The organism is Nonomuraea sp. NPDC050227, from assembly GCF_044459705.1.
Lineage (GTDB): Bacteria > Actinomycetota > Actinomycetes > Streptosporangiales > Streptosporangiaceae > Nonomuraea.
This window is the reverse complement of sequence record NZ_JBITJF010000006.1, coordinates 457,539-480,600: the sequence shown is the minus strand read 5'-3', so window position 1 is coordinate 480,600 and position 23,062 is coordinate 457,539. Positions and strand designations below refer to the sequence as shown.

18 protein-coding genes are annotated in these 23,062 nt (G+C 69.0%); 6 read left to right on the top strand and 12 right to left on the bottom strand.

What is annotated here, in order from left to right; all coding sequences use genetic code 11:
* Window positions 1-30: 30 nt before the first annotated feature.
* From ACIBK9_RS25730 to ACIBK9_RS25700, 7 genes are all read right to left on the bottom strand, one after another.
* Complete coding sequence (locus ACIBK9_RS25730) at window positions 31-591, bottom strand: hypothetical protein (protein WP_397161592.1); 561 nt, start codon at window positions 589-591, stop codon at window positions 31-33.
* Window positions 592-610: 19 nt separating this feature from the next.
* Complete coding sequence (locus ACIBK9_RS25725; RefSeq protein ID WP_397161591.1) at window positions 611-2,332, bottom strand: hypothetical protein; 1,722 nt, start codon at window positions 2,330-2,332, stop codon at window positions 611-613.
* 333 nt (window positions 2,333-2,665) lie between these two features.
* Complete coding sequence (locus ACIBK9_RS25720; RefSeq protein WP_397161590.1) at window positions 2,666-3,031, bottom strand: hypothetical protein; 366 nt, start codon at window positions 3,029-3,031, stop codon at window positions 2,666-2,668.
* Window positions 3,032-3,441: 410 nt separating this feature from the next.
* Window positions 3,442-4,695: a S1C family serine protease gene (locus ACIBK9_RS25715; protein WP_397161589.1), complete on the bottom strand. Its 1,254-nt coding sequence runs from the start codon at window positions 4,693-4,695 to the stop codon at window positions 3,442-3,444.
* A gap of 196 nt (window positions 4,696-4,891) precedes the next feature.
* Window positions 4,892-6,085, bottom strand: coding sequence for a hypothetical protein (locus tag ACIBK9_RS25710; protein ID WP_397161588.1), 1,194 nt, complete (start codon window positions 6,083-6,085; stop codon window positions 4,892-4,894).
* 134 nt (window positions 6,086-6,219) lie between these two features.
* On the bottom strand, window positions 6,220-6,912 hold the full coding sequence (locus ACIBK9_RS25705) for a DivIVA domain-containing protein (protein ID WP_397161587.1): 693 nt from the start codon (window positions 6,910-6,912) through the stop codon (window positions 6,220-6,222).
* A 151-nt stretch (window positions 6,913-7,063) separates the two neighbouring features.
* The gene (locus ACIBK9_RS25700; protein WP_397161586.1) at window positions 7,064-7,210 is read right to left on the bottom strand and encodes a hypothetical protein; all 147 of its coding nucleotides are present in this window, start codon (window positions 7,208-7,210) and stop codon (window positions 7,064-7,066) included.
* Window positions 7,211-7,516: 306 nt separating this feature from the next.
* Between ACIBK9_RS25700 and ACIBK9_RS25695 the strand changes: the two genes are divergently transcribed.
* The 4 genes from ACIBK9_RS25695 (at window position 7,517) to ACIBK9_RS25680 (ending at window position 11,140) form a co-directional block, all read left to right on the top strand.
* Window positions 7,517-8,632 carry a cation diffusion facilitator family transporter gene (locus tag ACIBK9_RS25695; RefSeq protein ID WP_397161585.1) on the top strand — a complete coding sequence of 372 codons (1,116 nt, stop codon included), beginning with the start codon at window positions 7,517-7,519 and terminating at the stop codon, window positions 8,630-8,632.
* A gap of 66 nt (window positions 8,633-8,698) precedes the next feature.
* Window positions 8,699-9,727 (top strand): hypothetical protein, encoded by a 1,029-nt coding sequence (locus ACIBK9_RS25690; RefSeq protein WP_397161584.1) that lies wholly within the window; start codon window positions 8,699-8,701, stop codon window positions 9,725-9,727.
* Window positions 9,728-9,815: 88 nt separating this feature from the next.
* Complete coding sequence (locus tag ACIBK9_RS25685) at window positions 9,816-10,427, top strand: DUF3105 domain-containing protein (RefSeq protein ID WP_397161583.1); 612 nt, start codon at window positions 9,816-9,818, stop codon at window positions 10,425-10,427.
* Window positions 10,424-11,140 (top strand): DUF305 domain-containing protein, encoded by a 717-nt coding sequence (locus ACIBK9_RS25680; RefSeq protein WP_397161582.1) that lies wholly within the window; start codon window positions 10,424-10,426, stop codon window positions 11,138-11,140. Before ACIBK9_RS25685 ends, ACIBK9_RS25680 begins: the two co-directional genes overlap by 4 nt.
* Here the strand turns inward: ACIBK9_RS25680 and ACIBK9_RS25675 are convergent.
* Both ACIBK9_RS25675 and ACIBK9_RS25670 read right to left on the bottom strand, forming a co-directional pair.
* Window positions 11,068-11,967 (bottom strand): cation diffusion facilitator family transporter, encoded by a 900-nt coding sequence (locus tag ACIBK9_RS25675; protein ID WP_397161581.1) that lies wholly within the window; start codon window positions 11,965-11,967, stop codon window positions 11,068-11,070. The genes ACIBK9_RS25680 and ACIBK9_RS25675 overlap by 73 nt on opposite strands.
* The gene (locus tag ACIBK9_RS25670) at window positions 11,967-12,350 is read right to left on the bottom strand and encodes an ArsR/SmtB family transcription factor (RefSeq protein WP_387681054.1); all 384 of its coding nucleotides are present in this window, start codon (window positions 12,348-12,350) and stop codon (window positions 11,967-11,969) included. Before ACIBK9_RS25670 ends, ACIBK9_RS25675 begins: the two co-directional genes overlap by 1 nt.
* 541 nt (window positions 12,351-12,891) lie before the next feature.
* On the opposite strand from ACIBK9_RS25670, the gene ACIBK9_RS25665 reads away from it, so the two are divergent.
* Window positions 12,892-13,386 carry a hypothetical protein gene (locus ACIBK9_RS25665; protein WP_397161580.1) on the top strand — a complete coding sequence of 165 codons (495 nt, stop codon included), beginning with the start codon at window positions 12,892-12,894 and terminating at the stop codon, window positions 13,384-13,386.
* Between the two features lie 217 nt (window positions 13,387-13,603).
* Here ACIBK9_RS25665 and ACIBK9_RS25660 read toward each other — a convergent pair whose 3' ends face one another.
* Entirely contained in the window at window positions 13,604-14,746 is a 1,143-nt protein-coding gene (locus ACIBK9_RS25660) for a hypothetical protein (protein WP_397161579.1), read from the bottom strand.
* Between the two features lie 183 nt (window positions 14,747-14,929).
* Between ACIBK9_RS25660 and ACIBK9_RS25655 the strand changes: the two genes are divergently transcribed.
* A complete protein-coding gene (locus ACIBK9_RS25655; protein WP_397161578.1) occupies window positions 14,930-15,349 on the top strand; it encodes a DUF4279 domain-containing protein in 420 nt (139 codons plus the stop codon).
* Window positions 15,350-15,587: 238 nt separating this feature from the next.
* On the opposite strand, the gene ACIBK9_RS25650 is transcribed toward ACIBK9_RS25655, so the two are convergent.
* Entirely contained in the window at window positions 15,588-16,499 is a 912-nt protein-coding gene (locus tag ACIBK9_RS25650) for a hypothetical protein (RefSeq protein WP_397161577.1), read from the bottom strand.
* A gap of 63 nt (window positions 16,500-16,562) precedes the next feature.
* Window positions 16,563-22,745, bottom strand: coding sequence for an RHS repeat-associated core domain-containing protein (locus ACIBK9_RS25645; RefSeq protein ID WP_397161576.1), 6,183 nt, complete (start codon window positions 22,743-22,745; stop codon window positions 16,563-16,565).
* Window positions 22,746-23,062 lie beyond the last annotated feature (317 nt).

The following is a 23,062-nucleotide window of genomic DNA, read 5'->3' as shown; positions in this document are numbered from 1 at the left end:
GCATGGGGCCGAACTGGTACGCCGCGCAGGCTATGCCGCTGCCGGGACGCAGTCATGCAGCCGTCCGTAGCGTTCGCGGGCGATCCGGAGCAGGTCGGTGAAGTCCTTGACCAGATCCCGGCCCTGCGCCACCTGCGAAACATCCATCCCCATCCAGGGCCGGTCGTTGCCGCACCGGAACAGCATGAACGCCACATACGGCTTCGTCCTGGGGCTGTTCCCCGTGAAGGCGATCAGCCCCTTTCCCAGATCTGCCGGCAGTTCAGACAGCCGTTTCTTTCCGAAGTTCTCACGGGCGAGCTCAAGCGCTCCTTCTCCATCACGTATGGACCAGTTGAGTGAGAACCGGTTGTACTCGTTTCTCAGCGAGCAGGCGCCATGCGTGGCGGGAACGCCGTCCTTGCTCTCTTCCAGCGGTATGGCCAGACCGCTGATCGTCCGTATGGCCTCCTGCGGGACGACGTCGCACCAGTAAGGGCCGGAGTCGCCCGCCGGCTGTGGTGCGGCAGTAGTCTTGGCCGGCGGAGACGGGTTCTGCTGGGCGCAGCCGACGTTCAGCGTCAGCACGAGCAGAGTGCCGAGGGCGGCCATCGTGGCGCGTGTGGGCATGTCAATACCGCTCGATGCCGAGATTGCTGTGCACGTCGAACAGGGCACTGTTGTCCATGGCCTCTTTGACGGTCTGAGTGCTGCTTTCGACCTTGGTGTGCCAGCGCGCCCACTCGATGAACTTGTCGAAGGTCTCCGGGTCGGCGACGATCTCGTCGAGCGGTTTCAGTTTGGGTGGCTCGCCGTTCGTGGCGAAGGGAGAGCCCTTGGCGTCCTCGAGCGCGCTGCGGCTCCACTGACCGTTCGCGATGCTGCTGCCGAGAACCATCTTGTGGACCATCCACATGGCCATCTCGCGATCGTTGCCCGCCTCCTGCAGGGCCGACTCCGAGGAGAGGCCCTGTTTCATCAGCCGGTCGGTCAGAAATGCCGAGAGCTTGTCGAACCCCATCGGCGTGAGCTTCTCGTGTGCTTTGTCGCCCCAGAACCCGAATCGCGCGGCGAGTTTGCCCACCGGCCCGGTCGCCTCACCTAGCACGCCGCTGATCAGGCTCTTCATTTCCTCTTTGGCCTGCTCATCGCTCTTGGCCTGAGAGAGGAGGGACAGGCGCCGAGTTTCGAGCAGATGTCCCATGAAACGTGCCTCGGGGATCAGCACCTCATTCAAGCTCTCCCCGCCGTCCCGCCGGTAGGACTCCTGAACCTTCAGCAACATTCTCTCGACCTCCGCCCCCACAAGCGCCTTGGTGGCGGCCTCGTCACGGCCGACGAAGAGCAGCAGGCGATCCATCTCGGCCCGGTCGATGTCCTTGAGCTCGGACGTCTTGTCGTCGAAGACTCCGAAGATCTCGTCGACATGGGCCGCCATGACCGTTCCTATCGGGCCACTGAGAAAGGACAGCCGGTCCAGTCGCTTCCGGTCGAGAATCTCCAGTTTGCCGTCGCCGCCCCGTCCGATGACCCCGTCGAGCTCCTTCCTGAGAAGGACGAGCGCTTGGTTGGCGTGCTTGAGCGACTCCTTGTCCTTGCCGCTGAGCGCTTTCTGCAGCAAGCCGGCGAACGGGGCCTGGTTGCGCGTGTTGTTGAAGCCGTCGAGCCGGTCGGTGAGCAGATACTCCATGATGGACTTCGTCCAGCCCTTCGGAGTGTGGAAAAGCAATGCCTGCGCCGCCGGCAACGAGTATTTCCCGGCCTGCGAGAGATCGTCGATGACGCTGGCCTTGATCTGTTCCCCCGGCTGTCCCATGCGGGGGCCGCCGGGTTGCATGGAGTCGCTGATGCCGAGCACCGTGGCCAGATCGAGGCTGTTGGCGTACGGCCCGCGGGAATCCGACAACTCCTTCTGATGCACAACCACGTCCCGGCCCACTACTTCCATGAACCGCTTCGAGAACGGTGGCTTGCCCTCGCCGGCTCTCCAGATCAGCGCTTGAGCCTGGTAGCCGACGTAGGTCACCTCAAGCGCCTTGTGCTCGGCACGGCCTTCCTTCACAAGCTGGTCCAGATACGTCTGCCCCATATACGCCTTGTCGGCGGGGTCGGTGCCCTTGGCGAGGGCCGTGGACAGTAGCTTCATCACCTGTTCGACCTGCTTGGCCTGTCGCGGATCACGTCGGGACGCGACGTTGGCACGCACCTGCAGTCCCAACGCCGCCGGTAGCTCAGTGATGCCCTTGACGCCCAGTTTGGCGAGCAGAACCTTGACGAACTCCGGATCGTCCGCCCTGTCGACATATCCCTGCAGCCTGGCCAGCGCCGCCTTGTCCCCGGCGACTGGCGGCAACCGCCGCGTTCGCGGCCAACGTGCCATCCAGGAGCCCCTGCGCGGCAGCCGTCGAGTCAGGGACGGCGATCATCGTTCCGTCCGGTGTGCAGTCACGGTAGACGACCTTCATCCGTTCCATCTCCTGGACGATGTGCTGACGGCGTCGCAGGTCGTCCACCTCCGCACTGACTTCTTTCGCCATGGTGCGGATGCGCAGGGCCGGCTCGGTGCTCAGTCCTGCCGCGGAGAGCTCGCCGTGCAGCATCGCGGCCAGATCCTCCAGTTGCAGCGCCGCAGTGGTGTGGCGGGCGACCAGAGTGTCGAACTCTGGTTGCTTGACCCCGCTGTAGCTCATCGCATGCTCGCCAACTCGTCGTTCGCAGCCGCGACGGCTTGTGCCAACATCGCACGCAACTCGCGCTGGCGACTGAGCAAGGTCTGCTGAAAGCGGCTCCCGCTTGTTCCCACCCAGGCCCGGGCATCCATCAACGTGCAAGAAGGGTGCAGCGTCCACCAGTGGTCGTCAGACAACTTCTGGATGCGCACCACTGCTGCCTGCATCGCCTCGCGATCAAGCCCAGGCATCCCGGATCCCCTCGATACGGCTTCAAGGCCCCCGATGACGATAACCCGAACTGAGCCGATCGCTTCGGGAAACCAACCTATTTGCGATTGCTGCGAAATCCATCGAGCCGAATCATGGTCGCGTGCGTACATCCGTCGCGAGACGGTACCCATACCAATTCGCGTGACTTTCCGCGCCCTGAGCGCGTGCAGCGTGCTTTTCTCTCATAACGTGACAAAAGTCGGGTCCCCTACTCCACATGTAAGGGAAGTCCCGCCGTCCATGGCTCAGAGTGGCCCGCCGCACCGTCGGGCGGTGGCCCTGTGCCCCCTTGGCCCGCCCGACGACGACCATGCCTGGACCGAGTTCACCCGCCACTCAGCCCGTAAGCGCCTGCTCATCGCCGCTGTGGACGTCCACACTTGCCGGTTGCAATGACGAGCGGAGGTGCGATCTTGGGGACGGCGCGGCGTGTCCGCCCCCGATCGTCATCCGACGGATGCCGTCATCCGAATCCGGGTCCCGGGGGCGTGGCCGTTGAATGGCTGGCGTGGACGTCGGGTCAGGTCTTCTCCTGGAGGGTGACGTTGACCTCGTGCGCCTGGCCGTCCCGCAGGTAAGTGATCTTGACCTGTTGGCCCGGCTTGGCGCCTCTGACCTGTCCGACGACGGTCTCGCCCGCGTCGACCGGCGTGTTGCCGATCTTCGTGATCAGGTCGCCCTGCTTCAGTCCGGCCTTCTCCGCCGGGCTTCCCGCTATGACCTGGCTGATCAGGGCGCCGGGCACATCGCCGGTCGCGTCGGTGACGCTCACCCCGAGGACCGCGTGGCGGACCTTGCCGGTGGCGATGAGCTGGTCGGAGACCTGCTTGGCGGTGTTGACCGGGATGGCGAAGCCCACACCGCCGCCGGCGGCGTTCGAGGCGATGGCGGTGTTGATGCCGACCAGTTCCCCAGCGGCGTTGACGAGCGCGCCGCCGGAGTTGCCCGGGTTGATCGAGGCGTCGGTCTGGATGGCGCCGCCGATCGTCGTGCCGGCGCTCTGCCGGCTCTGCTCCTGTCCCCAGCCGGGAGGGAGCTGCTGCCGCTGGTCAGGGCCGGTGGTGAGGGTACGGTCGAGCGCGCTGACGATCCCCGCCGTCACGGATCCGTCCAGGCCGAGGGGGCTGCCGATGGCCAGCACGGCGTCACCGACCTTGAGTGCGTCGCTGTCGCCGAGCGTCGCCTTGGTCAGCCCGGACACGTCCGCGGCCTTGATGACGGCCAGGTCGGTGGCTGGATCGGTGCCGACGATGCTCGCCTTGGCCGTCTTGCCGTCGCTGAACTTCACGCTCATCTGCCCGCCGCCCTGGCTCGCACCCTCGACCACGTGGTTGTTGGTGAGGATGAGGCCGTCCGCCGACAGCACGACGCCCGAGCCCTCGCCGCTCTGCCCCTGGATCATCACGACGGTCGGCTGAACCTTGGCCGCGACGTCCGCCACGGTGAGCGACCCGGAGGCCGGCTTGAGGACGGGACTGGGCGCGTGGCTGGTGGTGGCGACGGGCGCGGGCCGGAAGGAGTTCACCGCGACGGCGCCGACCACCCCGCCGACGATCGCCATCGCTGCCAGCGCGAGCCCGGCCACCGCCTTCTGGCCGGCGGTGAAACGGGCCTTCAAGGTAGGTGCCGGCGGAGGCAGGGGCGGCGGCTGCTCCGTGACGATCGGGTCACGGCGGGGGAAGCCTCCGGCGGTCGGTGGCGTGGTGCCGAACTGGCTCCACCCGCCGTTTCCCTGCGCTCCAGGGTCCTGCTCGTGAGGCTCGTGCGCGTTCATCTGTCATCTCCCTCAAGTTCTGCTGCCTCACGGTGCCAACTCCGGCGTAAGACCCGGCTAAGCCCTTGATCCCGGAACCGGGCCCGCTCCTCATGACGGCCTTATCGATCCAGGTCGGGACGGGGGTGAGTCGCCGATATTGCTTTCTACATGTTGTCGAACCTGACCGGCCGGACCGGTGAGCCGAGGCGTCGTCTCAGGGGCGCGGGGTGGGGAGCGCGTCGCTGAGTGAGGTGAGCAGGAGGTGGCGCTGCAGCAGGGTGAGGTCACCGACACTGGTGCCGGGATCGATCTTGGCCTGGCGCAGGGTCTGCGTGATCTGGTCGGGGGTGTGCTCGGGCAGGGCGCGCAGGAGGGCGGTGGCGTCGGCGGTGATGGTGGTGGCGTCCCTGCGCGCCAGGAGTTGTTCGAGGGTGAGCCGCCTGGCGGTGACGGCGGCGCGTAGCTGGGCCTCGGACATCTGCCGAGGCAACGGATCGCGGAGCGGTGCGGCTTCGGCCGTTCGAGGGTTCGGCGCGGTGGCGAGGCCACGGGCGGCGGCGACCGGTGCGGAGGATGCCGGCGGACCGTCGGCGAGCAGGGTCTGGGTGGTGACCAGCAGGCCGCCGATGGCGGCCACGGCGGTGGCGGCCAGGACGAGGTGGCGGCGGGTCAGGCGGCGGCTGTCGCGGGCGATGGTGAGTCCGATGAGACCGGTACGCAGCAGTACGCCGGTCACCATGCCGAGCAGCACCGGCACGCTCTGGGCGGGCAGCGGCGCCACCGTCGCCAGGACGACGCCGGCCGCGGGAGCCAGACAGGACAGGGTGAGCCAGGGGGCGGCCGGTCTGCGCGCCAGGTCGAGCATGGCGGTCAGGGCCAGCCCTTCGCTGGCCGAGTGGATCACCAGGGCGGCCACCACGACGGCGGACGCGGCCAGGGCCAGGGTCGCCCCCTCGATCATGCGGTGCAGCGACAGGGCGGCCGCGGTGCCCACACCGCCGTAGACGGCGGCGCTGACCGCCTGCTGGACCCGGCGGTGCAGGCCGGGCGCGTGCCGCCCGCCGCCGGCCTTGTCGCCGTGACTGTGCCCGCAGCCCTTACGGGTGAAGAACGTGATGACCAGGAAGCCGAACGCGCCGGCCACACCCACGACCCACAGCGGCACGCCGGTGGCGTCGGCTTCGCGCCAGGCGTCGGGCAGCAGGTCGACCAGGGCGGTGATGAGCATCAGCGCCGAGGCGACGGCCAGCCAGACGCTGATCGTGGCGTTCCTGCGGCGGGCAAGGGAGGCGCCGACCAGCGTGGACAGTGCCACCAGCACGACGGCGGCCCAGGTCGTCCAGGCGGGCAGGGCAGTGTCGGGGGCGGAGGCTTCCACGTTCAGGGCGGACAGGGTGTGCAGGGGCACTGATGGCGGCGTCGATCCCCCGAGCGGCACGAGCATGACACGGCCTTTCCGGCGAGGGTGCGGGGTTGGTGGGCGGTCGTCGCGTCGGGACACCGCGACGACGGACGGCACGAGCCGACGAGCCGGACCGTCCGTCAGTGACCGGCGGCCGGGTCGCGGGTGAAGGGGGGCGAATGTACGGTGATCGGCCGCTGCGAGGCCGCGTCATGGGCGCCGTGGGCGGGCGTGGGGCCGTGGGCGTCCAGGTCGGCCAGGGCGGCGCGCAGGTGGCCGAGTTGGGTGTGCAGGTTGTGCTGCAGGTTCCGGCCCTGGTCGGTGATGGCGCGTTCGAGCCGGTCGAGCTGTTCGTCAAGGGCCTGGTGGGCGGCCCGGGTCAGCGCGTCGGCGGCCGACGCGGCCTCGCGCCGCAGTCGTTCAGCGTCGGTACGGGCGTCGGCGAGGATCTGGTGGGCTTCCTGCTGGGCGGACTCAAGGGCTTCCTGGGCGCTGCGGTGTGCCGCCGCGAGCACGCCGGCGTCGGTGGGCATGCTCACGGGAGGGGCGGCGCCGAGGCGTTCGCGAAGCTGGGTGTTGTCCTGCCAGAGCAGGCTGAGCGTGGTCTCCACCTGAGAGAGGAAGGCGTCCACCTCGGCCAGGTCGTAGCCGGAGCGCAGGCGGACGACCGTGAAGACCTGATGGTGCACCGCGGAGGCGGTCAGCAGGGCGAGCCGGCCGGGCGTCCCCGCCTGGAGCGGCGGTGTGGTGGCGCCGTCGAGGGCGGCGTGGCTGTGGGGGAGGTGGAGGCCGCGGTCGTGGTCATGGTCGTGGTCTTCGTGCTCGGCGTGCATGAGGAACTGGTCCAGCCTTTCACCGTCGTCTCGATGTCGTGACTCGGCGGGCGCGGGGCGCTCCGGCGTCGCTCCATGGGCGAGCCGGAGCGGGATCGGCCGCGCGGGCGAGGTGACGGCCCGACCGCCGAGGGGCGGGCCGCCGGGGCGGCTAGGACGCGGTCGTGCCGTGGTCGTCGTGGCAGTGACCGGCGTCGCAGCCCTGGTCCTGCACGGTCGTCGCGGTGTGATCGTCGGCGCAGTCGTGCTCAGTGCCGGGGAGGCAGGGAGCCGTGGGGTGGTCGTGGGGGTCGGTCATCGGTGTTCCTTTCACTCGGTGGGTGCGTGTGGCTGCACCGGTGCAGGGGAACCTGTAGAGCGCGACCAGGTCCTGGGAGTCCTGACCGGCGAACTTCTACGTTGTGTAGTTGACGCATTACCGAAAGTTTAAACATCTGATCAGATGTTCATGAGTAAAGCCTCGATCTCCGCCAAGGTCCTTGACCTCTGGGGCTACAGCGTCCAGCATCTGTACATATGAACATCCAGTCAGATGTTGCGGACTGCGAGCCCCCGCTGCATCTGGCCGTCGCCCACGTCGCCCACCCTCCGAGGAGCCCCAGGCATGTCTGAGCAGCAGGGTCACGACCACCGTCACGACGACGGCCCCCGCGGACACGGTCATGGACACGGACACGGACACGGGGTGAGCGCGGACGCCGACCGGCGTCACCTGCGCGGCGCGCTCGCGCTGATCGCCGGCTTCATGGTCGTCGAGGTGGTGATCGGCGTGATCGCGGGTTCGCTGGCCTTGATCTCCGACGCCGGGCACATGCTCACCGACGCCATGGCGATCGTGCTGGCGCTGGTCGCGATGCGGATCGCGGCCCGGCCGCCGCGCGGCGGCTTCACCTATGGCCTCAAGCGCGCCGAGATCATCTCCGCCCAGGTCAACGGCATCACCCTGCTGCTGCTCGCGGCGTACTTCACCTTCGAGGGCGTGCGCCGCCTGGTCGAGCCGCCCGCGGTCGAGGGCCTGTACGTGGTGGCGACCGGGCTGGCCGGCATCGTCGTGAACGTGGCCGCCGCCTGGCTGCTGTCGAAGGCCAACCGTTCGAGCCTCAACGTCGAGGGCGCCTTCCAGCACATACTCAACGACCTGTACGCCTTCATCGGCACCACCATCGCCGGCCTGGTCGTCTGGCTGACCGGCTGGAACCGCGCCGACGCCATCGCCGCCCTCGTGGTCGCCGCCCTGATGCTGAAGGCCGGCTGGGGTCTGGTCCGCGACGCCGGACGGGTGTTCATGGAGGCCGCTCCCGCCCGGCTGGACCCGGCCGAGGTGGGCCGCCAGATCGCCGCGATCGACACCGTGGTCGAGGTGCATGACCTGCACATCTGGGAGGTCACCTCCGGCTATCCCGCGCTGTCGGCGCACGTGCTGGTCGTTCCGGGCGCAGACTGCCACGCCGCCCGCCTGGCCGTCGAACGGCTGCTGCGCGAACGCCACGACATCGGGCACACCACGCTGCAGGTCGACCACGTCACGGACGGCGGCCACGCCTTCGACGAGAACGGCGCCCCGCGACGCCTGACACCGCACTGCCCCGACCCGCACGGCCCCACCCATCACTCACCACGGCCCGACGGCGCCGCAGTCGCGGCAACCGCCTCCGCCGCTGCCGACCACACGGCCGCGAACTGGGCCGTCACCTGCCACGACGGCGACCACGTCACATGATCGACGACACGGCCGTGGCCCTCGTCGCGGCCGTCCCGCCCGCCACCTCCGCCCCGGGATGACCCGATGACTCCTCGGCCGCCCCCGCCGACCCGTCGCGAGGCGCTGCGTACGGGCGCGATCGTCGCGCTGGCCGCCGCGATGGATCTCGCACTCGCCGGACCGCCTGCCGCCCTGGCGTCCCCCTCGACGGCCGACTCGCGAAGCCTCGCCTCGACCGGCCGGATCCTGCTGCGCGGCGGACGCCTGCTGCACGGCACCGTGCTGCAGTCCTTCGCCTTCGACGAACGCGACAGGCACCTGTACGCCCTCCAGCTCATGCAAGGCGGCGTCCGCCTGGACGGAGAACGCCACGCTCGCACCCAGGCCGAACGCGCCCGGCGCGGCGATCTGTGCCTCAACCGCCTGTCCCTGGACGGCACCCTCACCGGAGCGATGTACCTGCTGGGTTTCGGACACGGCGGCGCCCTGGGCGTGCAGCGGCCCGCGGGCCGCGACCCCGTGCTGTGGACCGAGTGGGACGCCAGCCCGGCCTCCGGCTACGGCCGCGGCATCTGCCGTTTCCCCTTCATCGACGGCGCCGTCCTGACCTCGGGCAGCCGGTGCCTGACCACCTGGCGGCCGCTGCCCGGCTCGACGAGCAACGCCCCGGCCCTCGACCCCGACTCCGGCCTGTTGCTGCTGCGCTACAAGGTGGCCGGCGAGCCGCGCCTCCGGCTCGTGGACCTGCGTTGTACGGCCCCCGGCGGCCTACGCCCGCTCGCCGACCTGCCGCAGCCCGGCGCCGCCCTCGGGCTGCCGTTCCAGGGCATGGCGCTGCACGCCGACCATGCCTACCAACTGCTCGGCAGCGCTTACGGCCCAGCCAACCCCGTCTCCTCGCCGGGGAACATCCGCCTCTACCGCATCCACCTGCCCAGCGGAAAGGTGGAGCAGCAGATCCTGGACCGCACGGCCAGGAACCTCGTCCCCCGCGAACCCGAAGGACTCGCCGTTCTCGCGTCGTCCGACACCGGGCCGCTGCTGTGCATGGGCCTGACCCAAGGGCCCGTAGGGGACAAGTCCTTCTCCCTCTACGCGCGCCCCCTCGGATGAGTGAGACGGAATCCGCTTACGGCATCCATATTCTACGTGCTGTAGAAGTTCTACGAATTGCAGAAGCTTGTGGGTTCGGAGGTGGCGGATGGGCAAGAACGCAGAGGGCACGCTGAAGGAGCGGCTCTCCGCGCTGCAGGCCGAGCAGCGGCGCGCGGAGCGCCGGCGACGGGTCGTCATGATCAGCGCCACGGTGATCACGGCCGCCGGGATGGCCGCGGCGGCCACGGCGTTCGTCCTGGACGACCGGGCAGGACGGTCGCTGGACGCGGTCCAGACGATCAACGTGAGCAGCCGCAACCACACCGACAAGGTCGTCAGCTACCCGCAGGCCCCGCCGGTCGGCGGCGACCACGCGCCGGAGTGGCAGAACTGCGGCATCTACAGCAAGCCCCTGCGCAACGAGAACGTCGTCCACAGCCAGGAGCACGGAGCCGTCTGGATCGCCTTCCAGCCGGGGCTGCCGAAGGACCAACTGGACATCCTCTACCAGCAGGCCCAGGGACGCGACTTCGTCGTCCTGTCGCCGTACACGGGGTTGTCCGCGCCGGTCGTGCTCAGCGCCTGGGGCAAGCAGCTCAAGCTGGACAGCGCCGACGACCCGCGGCTGACGGCGTTCCTGCGCGCCAACATCAACGGCCCCGGGACGCCCGAGCCGGGCGCGTCCTGCAGCGGCGGGATCGGGGAGCCGTCGGCATGAGGCTCCCGGCGTTCCCGCGGCGGCGCGGGGTCCTGGTGGCGGTGACCGCCGTGCTGACGCTCGCGCTGTCCGCCCTCGGCCTCCGCCTCTGGTACGCGGGCCCGCCCGGGGACGCGTCGCTGGAGGCCGGCTTCGCCCGTGACATGCAGGCCCACCACGCGCAGGCCGTACAGATGGCACTGATCGTCCGCGACCGCACCGCCGACCGCGAGGTCAGGACGCTCGCCTACGACATCGCGACCACCCAGCAGCAGCAGATCGGGCAGATGTACGCCTGGCTGGACCTGTGGGGCCTGCCCCAGGCGTCGCTGGAACCCCGCATGGCCTGGATGCGTCAGGGCCACCAGAACATGCCCGGCATGGGACCGCAGTCCGCCCAGATGCCCGGCATGGCCACCCGCGACCAGCTCAAGCAGCTGGAACAGGCGAGCGGCAAGGAGGCGGAGACCCTCTTCCTGCGCCTGATGATCCCGCATCACCAGGGCGGCGTGCAGATGGCTCAGGCGGCGCAGGGGAGCGGCCAGCCGCAGGTGAGGCGCATGGCGAGGTCGATACTCGCCGCCCAGAAGGCGGAGATCGAGCTGATGCGCGGCATGCTCGCCGCCCGCGGCACGACCGGAACGCCGCCTCAGGCCGCCGGCTACCAGCCGACCTCGTCGCAGCCGGTGTGGCCGTCCGGCTCCACCTGCAGGGTCGCGTGCGCGACGCCATGACGGGTGCGCAACAGGTCACGGGCCTGATCGAGGACGGAGTGATTGTCGCTCTGGTCGCCCGTGACGAGGTGGGCGGTGGCGACGTTCATTCCGGAGGTCAGCGTCCACAGGTGCAGGTCGTGCACGTCGCGCACGCCCTCGATGGCCGCCAGGTCGGCCGCCACGACGGAGGCGTCCATGCCCTCGGGCACGTGCTGGCCGAGCACCGCGAACACCTGCCGGCCGAGCGAGATCGCACGCACGGCGACGAACACGCCGATGGCCAGCGCGATGACCGTGTCCCAGAACACCTGACCGGTCGCCGTGATCAGCCACCCCGCCGCGATGACGCCGACCGAGCCCGCCGTGTCGGCCACCACCTCCAGGTACGCGCCCTTGACGTTGAGGCTCTCACTGGCGCCGGACCGCAGCAGGAACAGCGCGATCAGGTTGACCACCAGCCCGAGCGCGCCCACCACGAGCATCGGCCCTGAGGACACCTCGGCCGGGGCGCCGATCCTGCCGATCGCCTCGGCGACCACATAGACGGCGACGCCCAGCATGAGGACCACGGCCAGCAGCGACGCGAACACCTCGGCCCGGTAGGAGCCGTAGCTGCGCCGGCCGGTGGTGTCGGGGCGAGCGGCGATCCTGGTGGCGACCAGCGCCGCGCCGAGCGTGACGACGTCGGCGGCCATGTGCCCGGCGTCCGACATCAGGGCCAGCGACCCCGAGAAGAGGCCGTAGCCCAGCTCGACCAGGAAGAACGCGCCGATCAGGACGAACGAGACCGCCAGCCGCCAGCGGTGCCGGGCCCCGGCGTGCCCGTGCCCGTGACCCACGCCCATCAGCCCTCGCCCTCCCGCTCCGGGTGGATGGCCTCGGTGTGCTCGGTATGGGCCAGCGCCAGGTCCAGCAGCATCCGTACGTGCGGATCCTCCAGCCGGTAGTACGCCATCCGGCCCGAGCGACGGGCGGCCACGATGCGATGGGCACGCAGCAGGCGCAGCGCGTGGGAGACCGCCGACTCGCTCTGCCCGGTCACCGCCGCCAGGTCGCACACGCACAGCTCGCCGTCCAGCAGCGCGACCAGCAGCTTCAGCCGGTTGGGGTCGGACAGCAGGCCGAAGATGTCCGCCGTGTCGGTGAGGTCCTCGGCGGCGGGCATGCGCTCGCACACCGCGGACACCCGGTCGGCATCCACCACCTTGACGGCACAGCCGTCCACCATCAACACATTCTCAGCTGAAGAACTGTTCATATGTGTATTCTGTCGCCTATGCGGCGAATGTCAACGACGCGCGAGCGAGGCAACAGCCGCATCCAGGGAAGCCCGTCGTTCAGTGCGCGCAGGTCAGCTGGGCAGCAATTCGCCGAGCAGCTTCACCACTCACGATCGCCGGCCCGCTCGACGTCCCCAGCCTGGCCTGGACGAAGCCGGACAGGACCACATCGACGGTTGCGTCCGCGGGAGTGGTGTACGAGCCGGCCCTGTTGACGGCATCACCCCGGTCGGCTGAGCCCGGCCCTCCAACAGGGAAGGAGTGGCGGTTAGTGGCCGTCCGGTCGGGATGGTCCGCGGCACGAGCGCAGCCGGTGCCGGTGCTGTCTGCAGATCAAGAACATCTGCGGGAGTCGTCCTGGACCGAGTGCGGCGGCTCGGCCACCATCAGAACATGACCGGAGGCGGATCAGCGGGGGCGGGCGGCGGGGGAGCAGGCTCGCGCCTGAACTGGACGGCGGTGAGCGCTCTGGCGGGTTCGATCGCAGCCGTGGTCGCGCTCGTCGCCTACCTGATGCCGCCCAAGACCCCGTCCGGCACAGTGGATTCCAGTCCGTCCCCGACTTCATCCCCACCGGGTCAGGTCGTCACCCCGCACTCACCATCGCCGGTGGACTCATCACCTGAGTCCAGCACGTCCCAAACACCGAGTCACACGCAAGCCGTCCAGGATTCCCCTCCAGCGCCGCTGAAGGTCCGGGCTGTCGGCTGCGACGAGACGGCGGCGGCCCTGACCGCCTACCGCAGGGATGCCGGAACCAGCCCAAGCGGCCAGGCGGCCGCGGCTCAGCAGACGTACAGCGACTTGATGGGCGCAGCCCTCAACGCGCAGGGCGCGGTGGGGGCGAAGATCAGGCGGCTGGCGGCGGAGTTCCAGGAACTGAGCTTCCGCCTGACGGGCATGACCGGCGGCGACCCCAACCAGGTGATCGCGGATATCAATACGGACGTCGCGGAGTTCAACAGGTTGTGCGCCTCCGGTTGATCGCACGACAGGGGCCGCTCTACCGCAAAGGCGGGGAGACGCGTGTATTCAGTGTGATCAGCGGCTGTCGTTGGCCGGTAGCGGGCTGCCGGACGCCCTCGCATCACACGAGGCTTCTCACTGCAGCGAATCGGCTGCACGCGCCGAGCGGAATCTCAGCACGGCGGTCGGAGAGTGTCCCTTGAAGGGGCGCAGGCCACCAGCAGCGGAAAAGTGGTCAGTGAATGGCAGTGAGGTCGACGACCACGAACTTGTCGCCGCGGGTGAAGAGGGCGATGTTGCTGCCGGCCGGGGCGCGGTAGCGGGTCCGGGTGTCGAGGCCGCGGATCTCGGCGGACACGCCTGACCGCACGTCGTGGACGATCGCACGGTCGGGCAGCTGGGCGGACAGGAACCGGTCCTGCTGGAGAGGCTGTGGCGCGACTCCCGTCACGTCCATGTCGTGCCGTGCTCGCCCGTCACGGTCCTGGACCTGCGCCGCCGCGGATCGGCCGGGGTGTGTGACGCAGAGGGTGATGCCGCAGGCCACAGGGCTGCCTGGCTGCAAGGCGGTCCGGGCGCGCTTCTCGCCGGTCTCGATGTTCATGACGGACTGGAAGGGGGATTCGTTGCCGCCGAACGTCCCCGGTGATCCGACCCAGGGCCAGTTCAGGATGTGCTGTCCCTGCGTGCCGTCTACGCGCTGCGGTTGCCCGCCGTTGACGTCGACGGTGAAGACGCCCTCGTTCCCGGCTGACCAGGCGAGGCGGTCAGGGGTGATGGCGATCCCGGTGACGAAGCCGGCCGATGAGGCGGGCGGCAGGGGAGCGGAGGTGACGAGCTGCGGTCTGCCGCCGGTCGTCGGGACGGTCCAGATGTCGGCGGTTCGCTTGTCGGCGGCGCCGCGGGCGGTCCACCAGGCGACCCGGCCTTGGCCTGCGGTGAAGCCGTCGGGGAAGAGGGTGGTGCCGGCGGGGAGGGTGATGTCGGCGAGTTCGGCCACCTCGCCGCTGTTCACGTCGTAGGTGTAGAGGCCGTTCGCCTTCTCGAAGCCGGCTTCGGCGGTCAGGAGAACTTTGGTGGTGTCCACCATCAGTCGCGGCCGGACCTTTCTGCCGTCGGGTAATTTGGCCGGCACTTCGTGCACTGCTGCGGGCCACAGTTTCTCGATGGGCTCGGGTGCCGAGGCTCGTGCTGAGCTGACGGAGGCGGTTCCGCTGCCGGCTGGGGAGGTTTCCGGCGTGGACAGAACAGAGGTTGTGACGGTGACTATTGCCGCGACGGCTACTCCGCTCGCGACCGCTGCGGTAAGCGCGGTGCGGCGGGAACGCTTGGAACGACGGTTGGGTTGAACCTGCGCGTAGTCCGGTGTATCGGCCATTTGGCGTCCTTGATGAGTGGCTCAGTTTACGAGAGAAGATTTCCGCACCAGCGCTACCTACATTTCCGCTAATGAACAGAATGGCGTGGTGCGCTCACTCGGTTGCCGGAGTGCACCCGTCGATCAGGAGTTGCGAGAGCGGTACGATCGCGATTCAAGTCGACGTGCAAGTGGAAGTAGCGCATGTTCAACGTGTACCTGCGCCTTGTCGCCGATGACGGTGACCCCGAATCGGTGACCCGGGCGCTCGGTATCGCACCCGACGAGTCCACCCGGCACGGCCGCCCGTCCCCGAGAACGGGCACGCCGTACGGGTTCAGTTCATGGACCCTCGCACTCGGCCGGCAGGTGGGGGCGGACCGGTTGCCCGAGGTGTTCGGCAGGCTGACGGCTTTGGGCGACCGAGGCGCGCACACGTTGCGCGACCTTGCCCGCGGCCAGGGCTGGGAGACGACGTTGATCGTGGTGCAGGAGTTCCGCGACGCTGAGGAGCCCCGGGAGAAGGGCATCTCGATGGACGCGGACCTCATCCGCTGGCTGGCGGCGGCGCGGGCCGGCGTTGAAGTCGATCAATACCTCATGCTTCCGCCAGAGCGAGTTTGATCGCCACGCGGACATCACTGCCGAGTGGCGGACGTGGCGAAGCCCTGAGCCAAGGTCACGGAACGCGTGACCCTCACGACCCGGCGACATCGGCGCCCGGCAGAGCCGCGCCGGCGGCGGTCGGCACGCTGGTCGCGCGGGTTCGGGGATGGCGCGGCGGGTCGTGCGGCGGCGCAGGTAAAGGCGGTTGGCGTCGGAGGGGTATGTCTTGTCCGCTCGACTTGTGCTCCTGATGAGCTCACTCCTGGCCGGCGGGAAAGTGCAGCCTGAGATGGTCCATCCCGAACACGCGCCGTATCTTCCCCTTGATGAGGACGGGCCGGAGCACGTGGAACACCCGCTCGATCGCAGCCTCGTCATAGTCGTCCAGTGTCGGGGTGGCCCGCAGGAACAGTGCGCCGCCAGGCAACTCGTCGACCTCGTCGAAGGCGCCCGTCGCTGCCAGAGCCGTCGGTCCGCCCAGCCGCGCTGCCGGCGCGCCCGCGCACACCGTGACCCAGGAATAGCCGCGCAGTTCGAGTTCGCAGCGGGGGACGGTGACGGAGTCCAGGGCGCCGAGCGCGGTCTCCAAGGGCGTCTCGTCGGTGAGGCAGTCGTCAGTGACATGGCCGTAGCAGGCGCCGGTGACGGCGGCCCGCCGCTTCAGCGCCTCCGCCCAGCGCCGCTGGACGTCAGGCGGATGCCGGTCACCGGAACGCGGCACCTGCTCCACCCTGAGTTTGAGCCACGGCTCGGCCTCCCCGGCAGGAGCGGACACGTTGATCCAAACAGTGCCGTTGCCGGGGAACCCTCGCTCGTCGAGTGGGGTGAGGATGTACTCGACCATGTGGGGGCGTCGTTGAAGCGCACGGGCGACCGCGCGCAGGCTCTGCTCGGAGTACGGCATGGTCTTGGAGAACGGGCGTGAGAGCGCGGGTTTGACGCGGAACTGCGCCCACAACCCGCCCGGCTCTCCGGAGGGCGTGCGGCCCGTCTCGTCGTCGAGGGCGGCGGGGTTCATCCGGGGGCTGCGGGCCAGCAGCGACGCCAGGTCCGGGGCGAAATCCGCCAGCGCGCCCGACAGCCAGTCCGACGCCAGGCCGGCATGGTGGTCGTCCGACTTCGCACGGACGACGAGTTCAGCCGACAACCTGTTGGAACCGAGCGACACTGTCCCTCCTTCGGAGCCATTCAGCCTAGCGGCCCGCCGGAGGTTCCGGCGGGCCGCGTCATCTCAGTAGGCCAGTCCCGGCGGCTGGTAGAGGCCGAAGCTCAGGATGGACAGGGCGATGCCTCCGAGGATGGCTGCCCCCGTGAGCGTGCCCTGCAACTGCGGCGGCAGAGCGGGCAGGCCCTTGGGCCTGTTCTCCGCGTTACGACGCAGGTCCTCGAGCGTGTAGCCCGGATCGCCCACGTGCGGCATCAAGTGCGGCGTCGGGAACGGCACGGGCTGCGGCTGGGTCTTGGGAGACACCACGGGCACCTGCTGGGGTCCGCGGCTCTTGGTCACCCAGTATTCGATCACTCCCGAGTTCTTGCCCCACTTCGCGGCGTTGGAGTAGGCGATGACGATCTCGTTGGTCTCCTTGACGTAGTTGGGCACGGGAAGCAGGAGGTCGAAGCCGGGCAGGACATTGCGTCCGCCGGTCTGGTTCGGCAGCGCCTTGAGCGCCTTGATGTAGATCGCGAGTTCGTTCTGCCCCTGGGCGGCGACCGTGTTGCGCTTCACCTCCCACAGGTAGATCGCGTCCTCCGTGATCAGGGCGATGTCGGCCTTGCCGTCGGTGCCGAGCTTCTTGGCGCCGGGAATGTGGTACTCCAGCACGATCTTCCCGGACGGGTAGCCGAGCAGCGCCATCCACTTGATCAGCAGCGCCGCCACGTCGACCGCGCGGTTGTGCCTGGAGGCGTTGTACTTCCACGGCTTGTCGCCGTCCGCCGTCTTCGCGGCGCGCCGCGGCTTGAGCCCGTCGGGGTCGGACAGCGTGATGGGGTTGTTGGCGGCATAGCTGTAGGGGTTCGCCCAGTCCGGCGCCTGCAGGCTCAGCACCGGGTCGGTGCTGATGAACTTGGCGATTCCGGGGTCGTAGTAGCGGGCCGACAGGTAGACCAGCCCGCTGGCGTCCTCGGTCTTGCCGAGGAAGCCGCGGTCGGTGAAGGGCAGGGCGTCACCACCGCGCCGTCCGCCGAACGGCAGGTAGCGCTGGCGTGCGACCGCGCCGTCGGCGTCGCCGACGGCAAGCTGCTGACTGTTGTTCAGCCCGGCCATCAGCCAGGTGACCGTGCTGCCCGTGCGCAGTGCGACCGTCGTGCCGTCGGCGGTGGCGTAGTACCGCGTGCCGGTCACCTGCCCGCCCGACAGCTTGAGCTCCATGACGCCGAGGTAGAGCGTCGCGGCGCCGCCTGCATCGCGCCGGATCAGCCGCTCACCGTCGGCGTCGTAGACCATCGAGGTCTGCTGGCCGTCGACGGTCACCTTGGACAGGTGGCCGAGCTCGTCCCAATCGAATGTGCCCTGCTTGCCGCCCACCGTTCTGGAGGACAGCCGGCCGGCGGCGTCGTAGGTGTAGGTGTCCGTGCCGCTTGGGCGGCTGATGGAGGTGACCGCGTTCGGCCGCGTCGCACCGGCGCCCGCGGCCGGGTAGGTGTAGGTGGCCGCCTGCCCGTTGCTGGTCAGCGTGGCGAGGTTGCCGGCGGCGTCGTAGGTGTAGCTCTGGTCGTACGGATCAGGCCCCAGGCCGTCGCCCCCGCCGCTGCAGTCGGCCGCGGTCGTGGTGAAGGCCGCCGACAGGCGGAGCAACTCATCGTAGGCGAAGCACTCCGACTGGCCCTGCCGGGCATCCTGGATGCGGTTGAGCTGGCCGGCGACGTTGTAGCCGAACCTGTCGTCCTGAACGGTCTCGGGCGTTGCCGTGTCCGCCTTGGCTGTGGTGGTCACCCGGCTGAGCCACCCGGTTGTGGCGTCGTGTTCGAGCGTGCGCCTGATCTTGCCGGTCGTGCCGAACTGACGCTCGGCGAGCTTCCCGGTTGCCGAGTAGAGGGTGTCCTTGACGTAGGTGAACCCGCCGAGGTCGGAGCTGAGGCCCTTGGACAGGCCGTAGTCGGTGTACGTGTAGGTGAGGGTCTCCGCCGGCAGTCCGCCTGCGGCCGGCATGCCCTGCTGGCGCAGGTTGCCCGCGGCGTCGTAGACCGAGGTGAACGCGTAGTCTCCGGCCAGCGTGCCCTCGACGGCGGGGATACTGATCTTGTTGCCGGTGGGGCGGTAGTTGTCGTCGTAGGCGGTGACGCTCTGGGTGTAGGGCTGGCCGCCGACGTAGCGGGTGGAGGAGGCGGGCTGGCCCTTGGCGACGGAGTCGTAACTCCACTCGGCGAGCTTGGCGCCCGTGCCCGCCTCGCCGCTCCATTGGGTGGTGACCCGGCCCAGGTCGTCGTAGCCGATGGAGATCTTCTGACCCGTCGCGTCGGTCTTCCACGCGACTCTGCCTGCCAGGTCGTATCCGGTGGTCGTGCGCCCCGCGTCCGGGTCCGCGGCGACGGTCTGCCGCTTGAGCCAGTCGTAGGTGAACGTGCGGACGCTTCCCTTGGCGTCCGTCATCGTCAGCAGGTTGTCGTTGACGTCGTAGGTGTAGACGGTGTCCTGGTGGGAGGAGCCGTCCTTCCACTCCTCGATCTTCGTGGTCCGGTCGAAGACGTCGGTGACGGTAACGGTCTTGCCGCCGACCGGGGGAACGGTCTCGGTCCTGTCCGCACCGGGATAGGCGGTGGTGGTACGGCGTAACTCCTGGGCGAGGTGGTACGAGATGATCGCGACCGGGCGCTCAAGCCCGTCGTAGAGGGTCTTGGTCCACTGGGCCGCGTTCGTCAGGGTGGGGTTGAGCAGGCCGGAGCCGGGTGCAGCGGTGTTGTGCACCGGCTCGGTCTTGGCCAGTGGCAGGCCCCTGGCGTCGTAGGTGGTGACGACCACGGCCCGGCCGCCGGAGGGGGAGGTGGCCTGCGCCTCCCGGGTGCGCCCGAGTCCGTCCTCATAGCTGTAGGTGGTCACCGTCTTCGCGGCCGAACCCGTCCCCGTGAGCAGCCGCTTGAGCGTGGTCCTGATCGGTGCGGTCGGCTGGCTCAGTCCGCCGCTGGAGGGGATGTCGTAGGCCGCGGTCGCCGTCGGAGTCCCTCCCGAGCGCGGCTGGCCAGGGGCCCACATCGCGACAGCGCGGCCGAGGGCGTCGTAGTCGAGCTCGGACTTCTTGCCGTTGGCGTCGACGATCGAGACGATTTCGCCGTGCAGACGCGAGGTCGTGGCCTGGACCTGATGGTTGAGCGGGTTCGTGGTGACGACGCCGTTCGAGGGCCAGCCCGTCGTGGGGTTGTAGGTGGTGGTGGTGCGCTTGCCCAGCGGGTCCACCACCTCGGTCTGCCTGCCGTACTCGTCGAAGGAAGCCTTGCCTGCCGAGACCGTGCTCGTGTCGGCGTAGGCGCGGGTCTCGGTGGCGTTGCCGTCGCTGGGCTTGTTCGTCGCCGGGTCGGTGCCGTTGTCGTACAGGGTGACGGTCTTCCCGACGAGGGTGCCCGCGGCGCAGTCGTCTCCCGTGCGCTTCTCGACGACCGAGACGAACCCGATCAACCACTGGCCGCCGTCGGTGTTGCGCGCATACGAGATGGACGTGCATGAGTTGTCGGTCGACACGCCGTCCTGCCCGTAAGAGTTGATCTTGATGGGCAGGCCGTCGGCGTTGTGCAGAGTCTTGGTGTCGCTGTAGCGCCAGCTTCCGCCGGCCGCCTTCTCCCTGGTGCGCTCGCGCACCCGCAGGACGAAGTACGGGTCCAGCGCGCCTGGGACGTCACCGTTGGCCTTGAGCTGGTACTCCCAGCGTGTCGACTCGACCTCGGCGTAGGCTCGCGGGCTGGTCGCGGTCATCTTCCAGGTCTGCCGCTGGAGCGTCTGCCCCATCAGCGGCCAGGCGTCCAGGATGGTCCCGCCGTCGAAGTCGGGGACGAGCGTGCCCATACCCCGCAGGAACGTCTCGGACGTGACCGTGTAGCCGTCAGGGTCGGAGCCCGATCCGGTGATCGTGCGTACCTGGCCGTATCCGCGCCAGTCGGAGGAGGCTGGCTTGAGCCCCGGCTCCGCGTACTCGGTGGGGCCCACCCAGCCCGGGCCGCCCAGGTATTCGTAGGAGTGGGTGATGTCGGGTGAGCCGCCGACCAGGTCGCGCTCGACGACCTTGGTCGCCAGGTGCTTGTAGAAGCGGGCCCAGCTCTCGTTGCCCTCGATGCTGTAGTCGACCTGGAAGCAGTCACCCGTCTTGTCGGCGAAGTAGTCGGTGCCGTCCCGGCCCTTCCCGCCGGAGCAGGGGTCGGCCTGGCCGTACGTGACCTCGGTGCGGCCGCCCATGCCGTTGGCGAAACCGCTCATGTGGGGGACCATCCGCCACGACAGCAGGTCCGTCCAGTCCGACATGTCGTCGTAATCCATGCGGCCGGCCAGCATGGCGGCGTCGAAGTCCAAGGGCGGCAGCGTGATCGTGGGGCTCGCGGCCAGCCCGGTCTGCTGCGCGGTGTCCAGCCACATGACGGGATCGCGTGGCGGACCGAAGTCCGTCCTCGTGTACATCCAGGTGTGGCGCAGGTCCAGCCGTTCGACCGGATCCCATCCGCCGGTCGCGGGGTTGGCCGACTCGGCCGTCACGGAGGTGAGCTTGCGGGTGGAGAAGAAGGCGATCGCGCCGTTGTCGCAGGGCGTGGGGGCGGCGCACTGCAGGTCGGTCGGCACGTCGCCGCCGTCTCTCGCCGCCGTGGTGAAGACCGTCCGGGAGGTCGGCGTCGTACCGGCCAGCTGGGAGTTGTGTCCCCACTCGACCTTGGCCAGCACGCCGCCGCTGTCGTACGGCAGCACCCGGTAGGTCTCGTGAGCGCAGGAGGGCAGGCAGAAGTAGTTGGTCTCGCGGGTGTAGGAGTAGTCGACCACGTTCTCGTTGCGGTCGGTCTCTCTGTCGAGATTCCAGCGCCACACCCCGGTGCAGGTCGGTGGGATGGCGTCGTTGTAGTAGCGGTCGTAGCAGGGCTCGCCGACGTCGTTGCCCACGTACGGGAGCTGCCATTGGGCGTCCTTGCGGTAGCCGAATCTGGAGACCGTGCCGTCCTGACTCGTCACCTGCCAATAGGGCTGGCTGTCCGCGCCACCCGTCAGCTGCTCGATCTTGAAGCCCAGCTCGGGAACGGTCTTCCAGCCGCCCGAGGTGTCCTTGACGATGGCGGCGGACCGCCCGCCGACGTTGATGACCAGCTCGGATCCGCTCATGTCGGTGGTCGTGGGGTCATTGTCGTTGGCGTCGGGCGATTCCCAGCACACCGCCCTGCCGCCCACGCCCATCTCGTCGGCGGTCCAGATCAGCTCGGCCGTTTCCGGATGGTAGAAGTTGTCGACGTAGCAGCGACGGTACTTGCGCTCGATGAATCCGGCGTTCAGGTCCCAGCCCACGCCGACCGTGCCTGACTGGTTGTTGGTCCAGCGGCCCTGCCCGTCCACGGAGGAGGAGTCGTAGCGGAGGGACAGCTCAGGGCCGTTGCCCGCGGGGGAGGGGGCTTCGGGCAACGGCAGGCTGTAGTCGAAGCCGCCGCCAGAGGTGCCGGCCTGCCAACTGCCCGACGGCTTGAGGTCGGTTGCGCCGAAGTTGCCGTCCGCGCCCGCGACTCCAGCGGCGAGCACGTACACGGAGCCCGTCCGGAACGCTTTCCCGGCCAGTTCGGCTGCCTTGGGACGGCTGCTCGGCGCCACCGCGACGGGCAGGCCCTCCCCGGTGGCCGGGTCGGGCTGGACATCGGCGATCAGCTTGCCGGCAGCCAGGTCGTTGTGCGCCGTCACCGGCTGCGGGCGCACGACGCAGTCGCGGGGACGCGGGACGGTCACCGCGCACGCCGGCAGCCTGAGCAGGCCGAGCCTGCTGTCGAAGTTGCCGCCGAAGGCGTCGCGGAAGCTCGCGTAGGAGAATTCCGCCCGTACGGCCCCTGATCCCTCGACGCGCGTCACCCTGGCAGCTATGCCGACGCCGCCGAGTCGGTTGACGGCGTCGGCGGGCAGCGTCTCGACGCGCACCTTGCCCGAGGTCGTCTTCTTCGTCGCGGCCACGGCGACCGGCAGGTCTCCGACCTGGACCGCCTTGCCGGTGAGCGCTGCCTCGCCGTGGCCGGGGCGTGGCCAGACGGGATCGGATCGTTTGACTCTCGGCTGATCCTTCTCCGCGCCTTCGGCCGTCTTCGGGACGGGCACCGGGTGACCCTTGACCGACGGTTCGGATTCGGGGCCCGAGACGGCCGCCGATGCCTCCTGGCTCAATACGAGCGGCACCCTGACATCGAAGGCCACCATGGTCAGGGCGACCAGTAATGCGACGATCGCCCGCTTCCAAAAACGCCAACCCTGCATCCTGACACCTTTCAGGCACGCTGACGCGGGCCCGTTCCGATGGGCGGGCCGTTACGTCATAAGGCGGATATAAGGTTCACGGATGATGTTGAAGAGATCTACAGAAAGGGTCAACCCGTAAAGCCGACGTCATTTTCGAACCGAGAGTGACGAGGGTGGGAGAAGAAGCGACATTTGAGCTGATCAACATGCTTGGCCTGCCTCTCGGCAGGGCGCCCTGTCGCCCCATGTGATCTATGTCATATTGACGTCATGAGGCCGTTGCGCTGGGTTGTGGCGGTGGAACGCTCCTCGGTGAGGTTCCTCCACGTCATTGG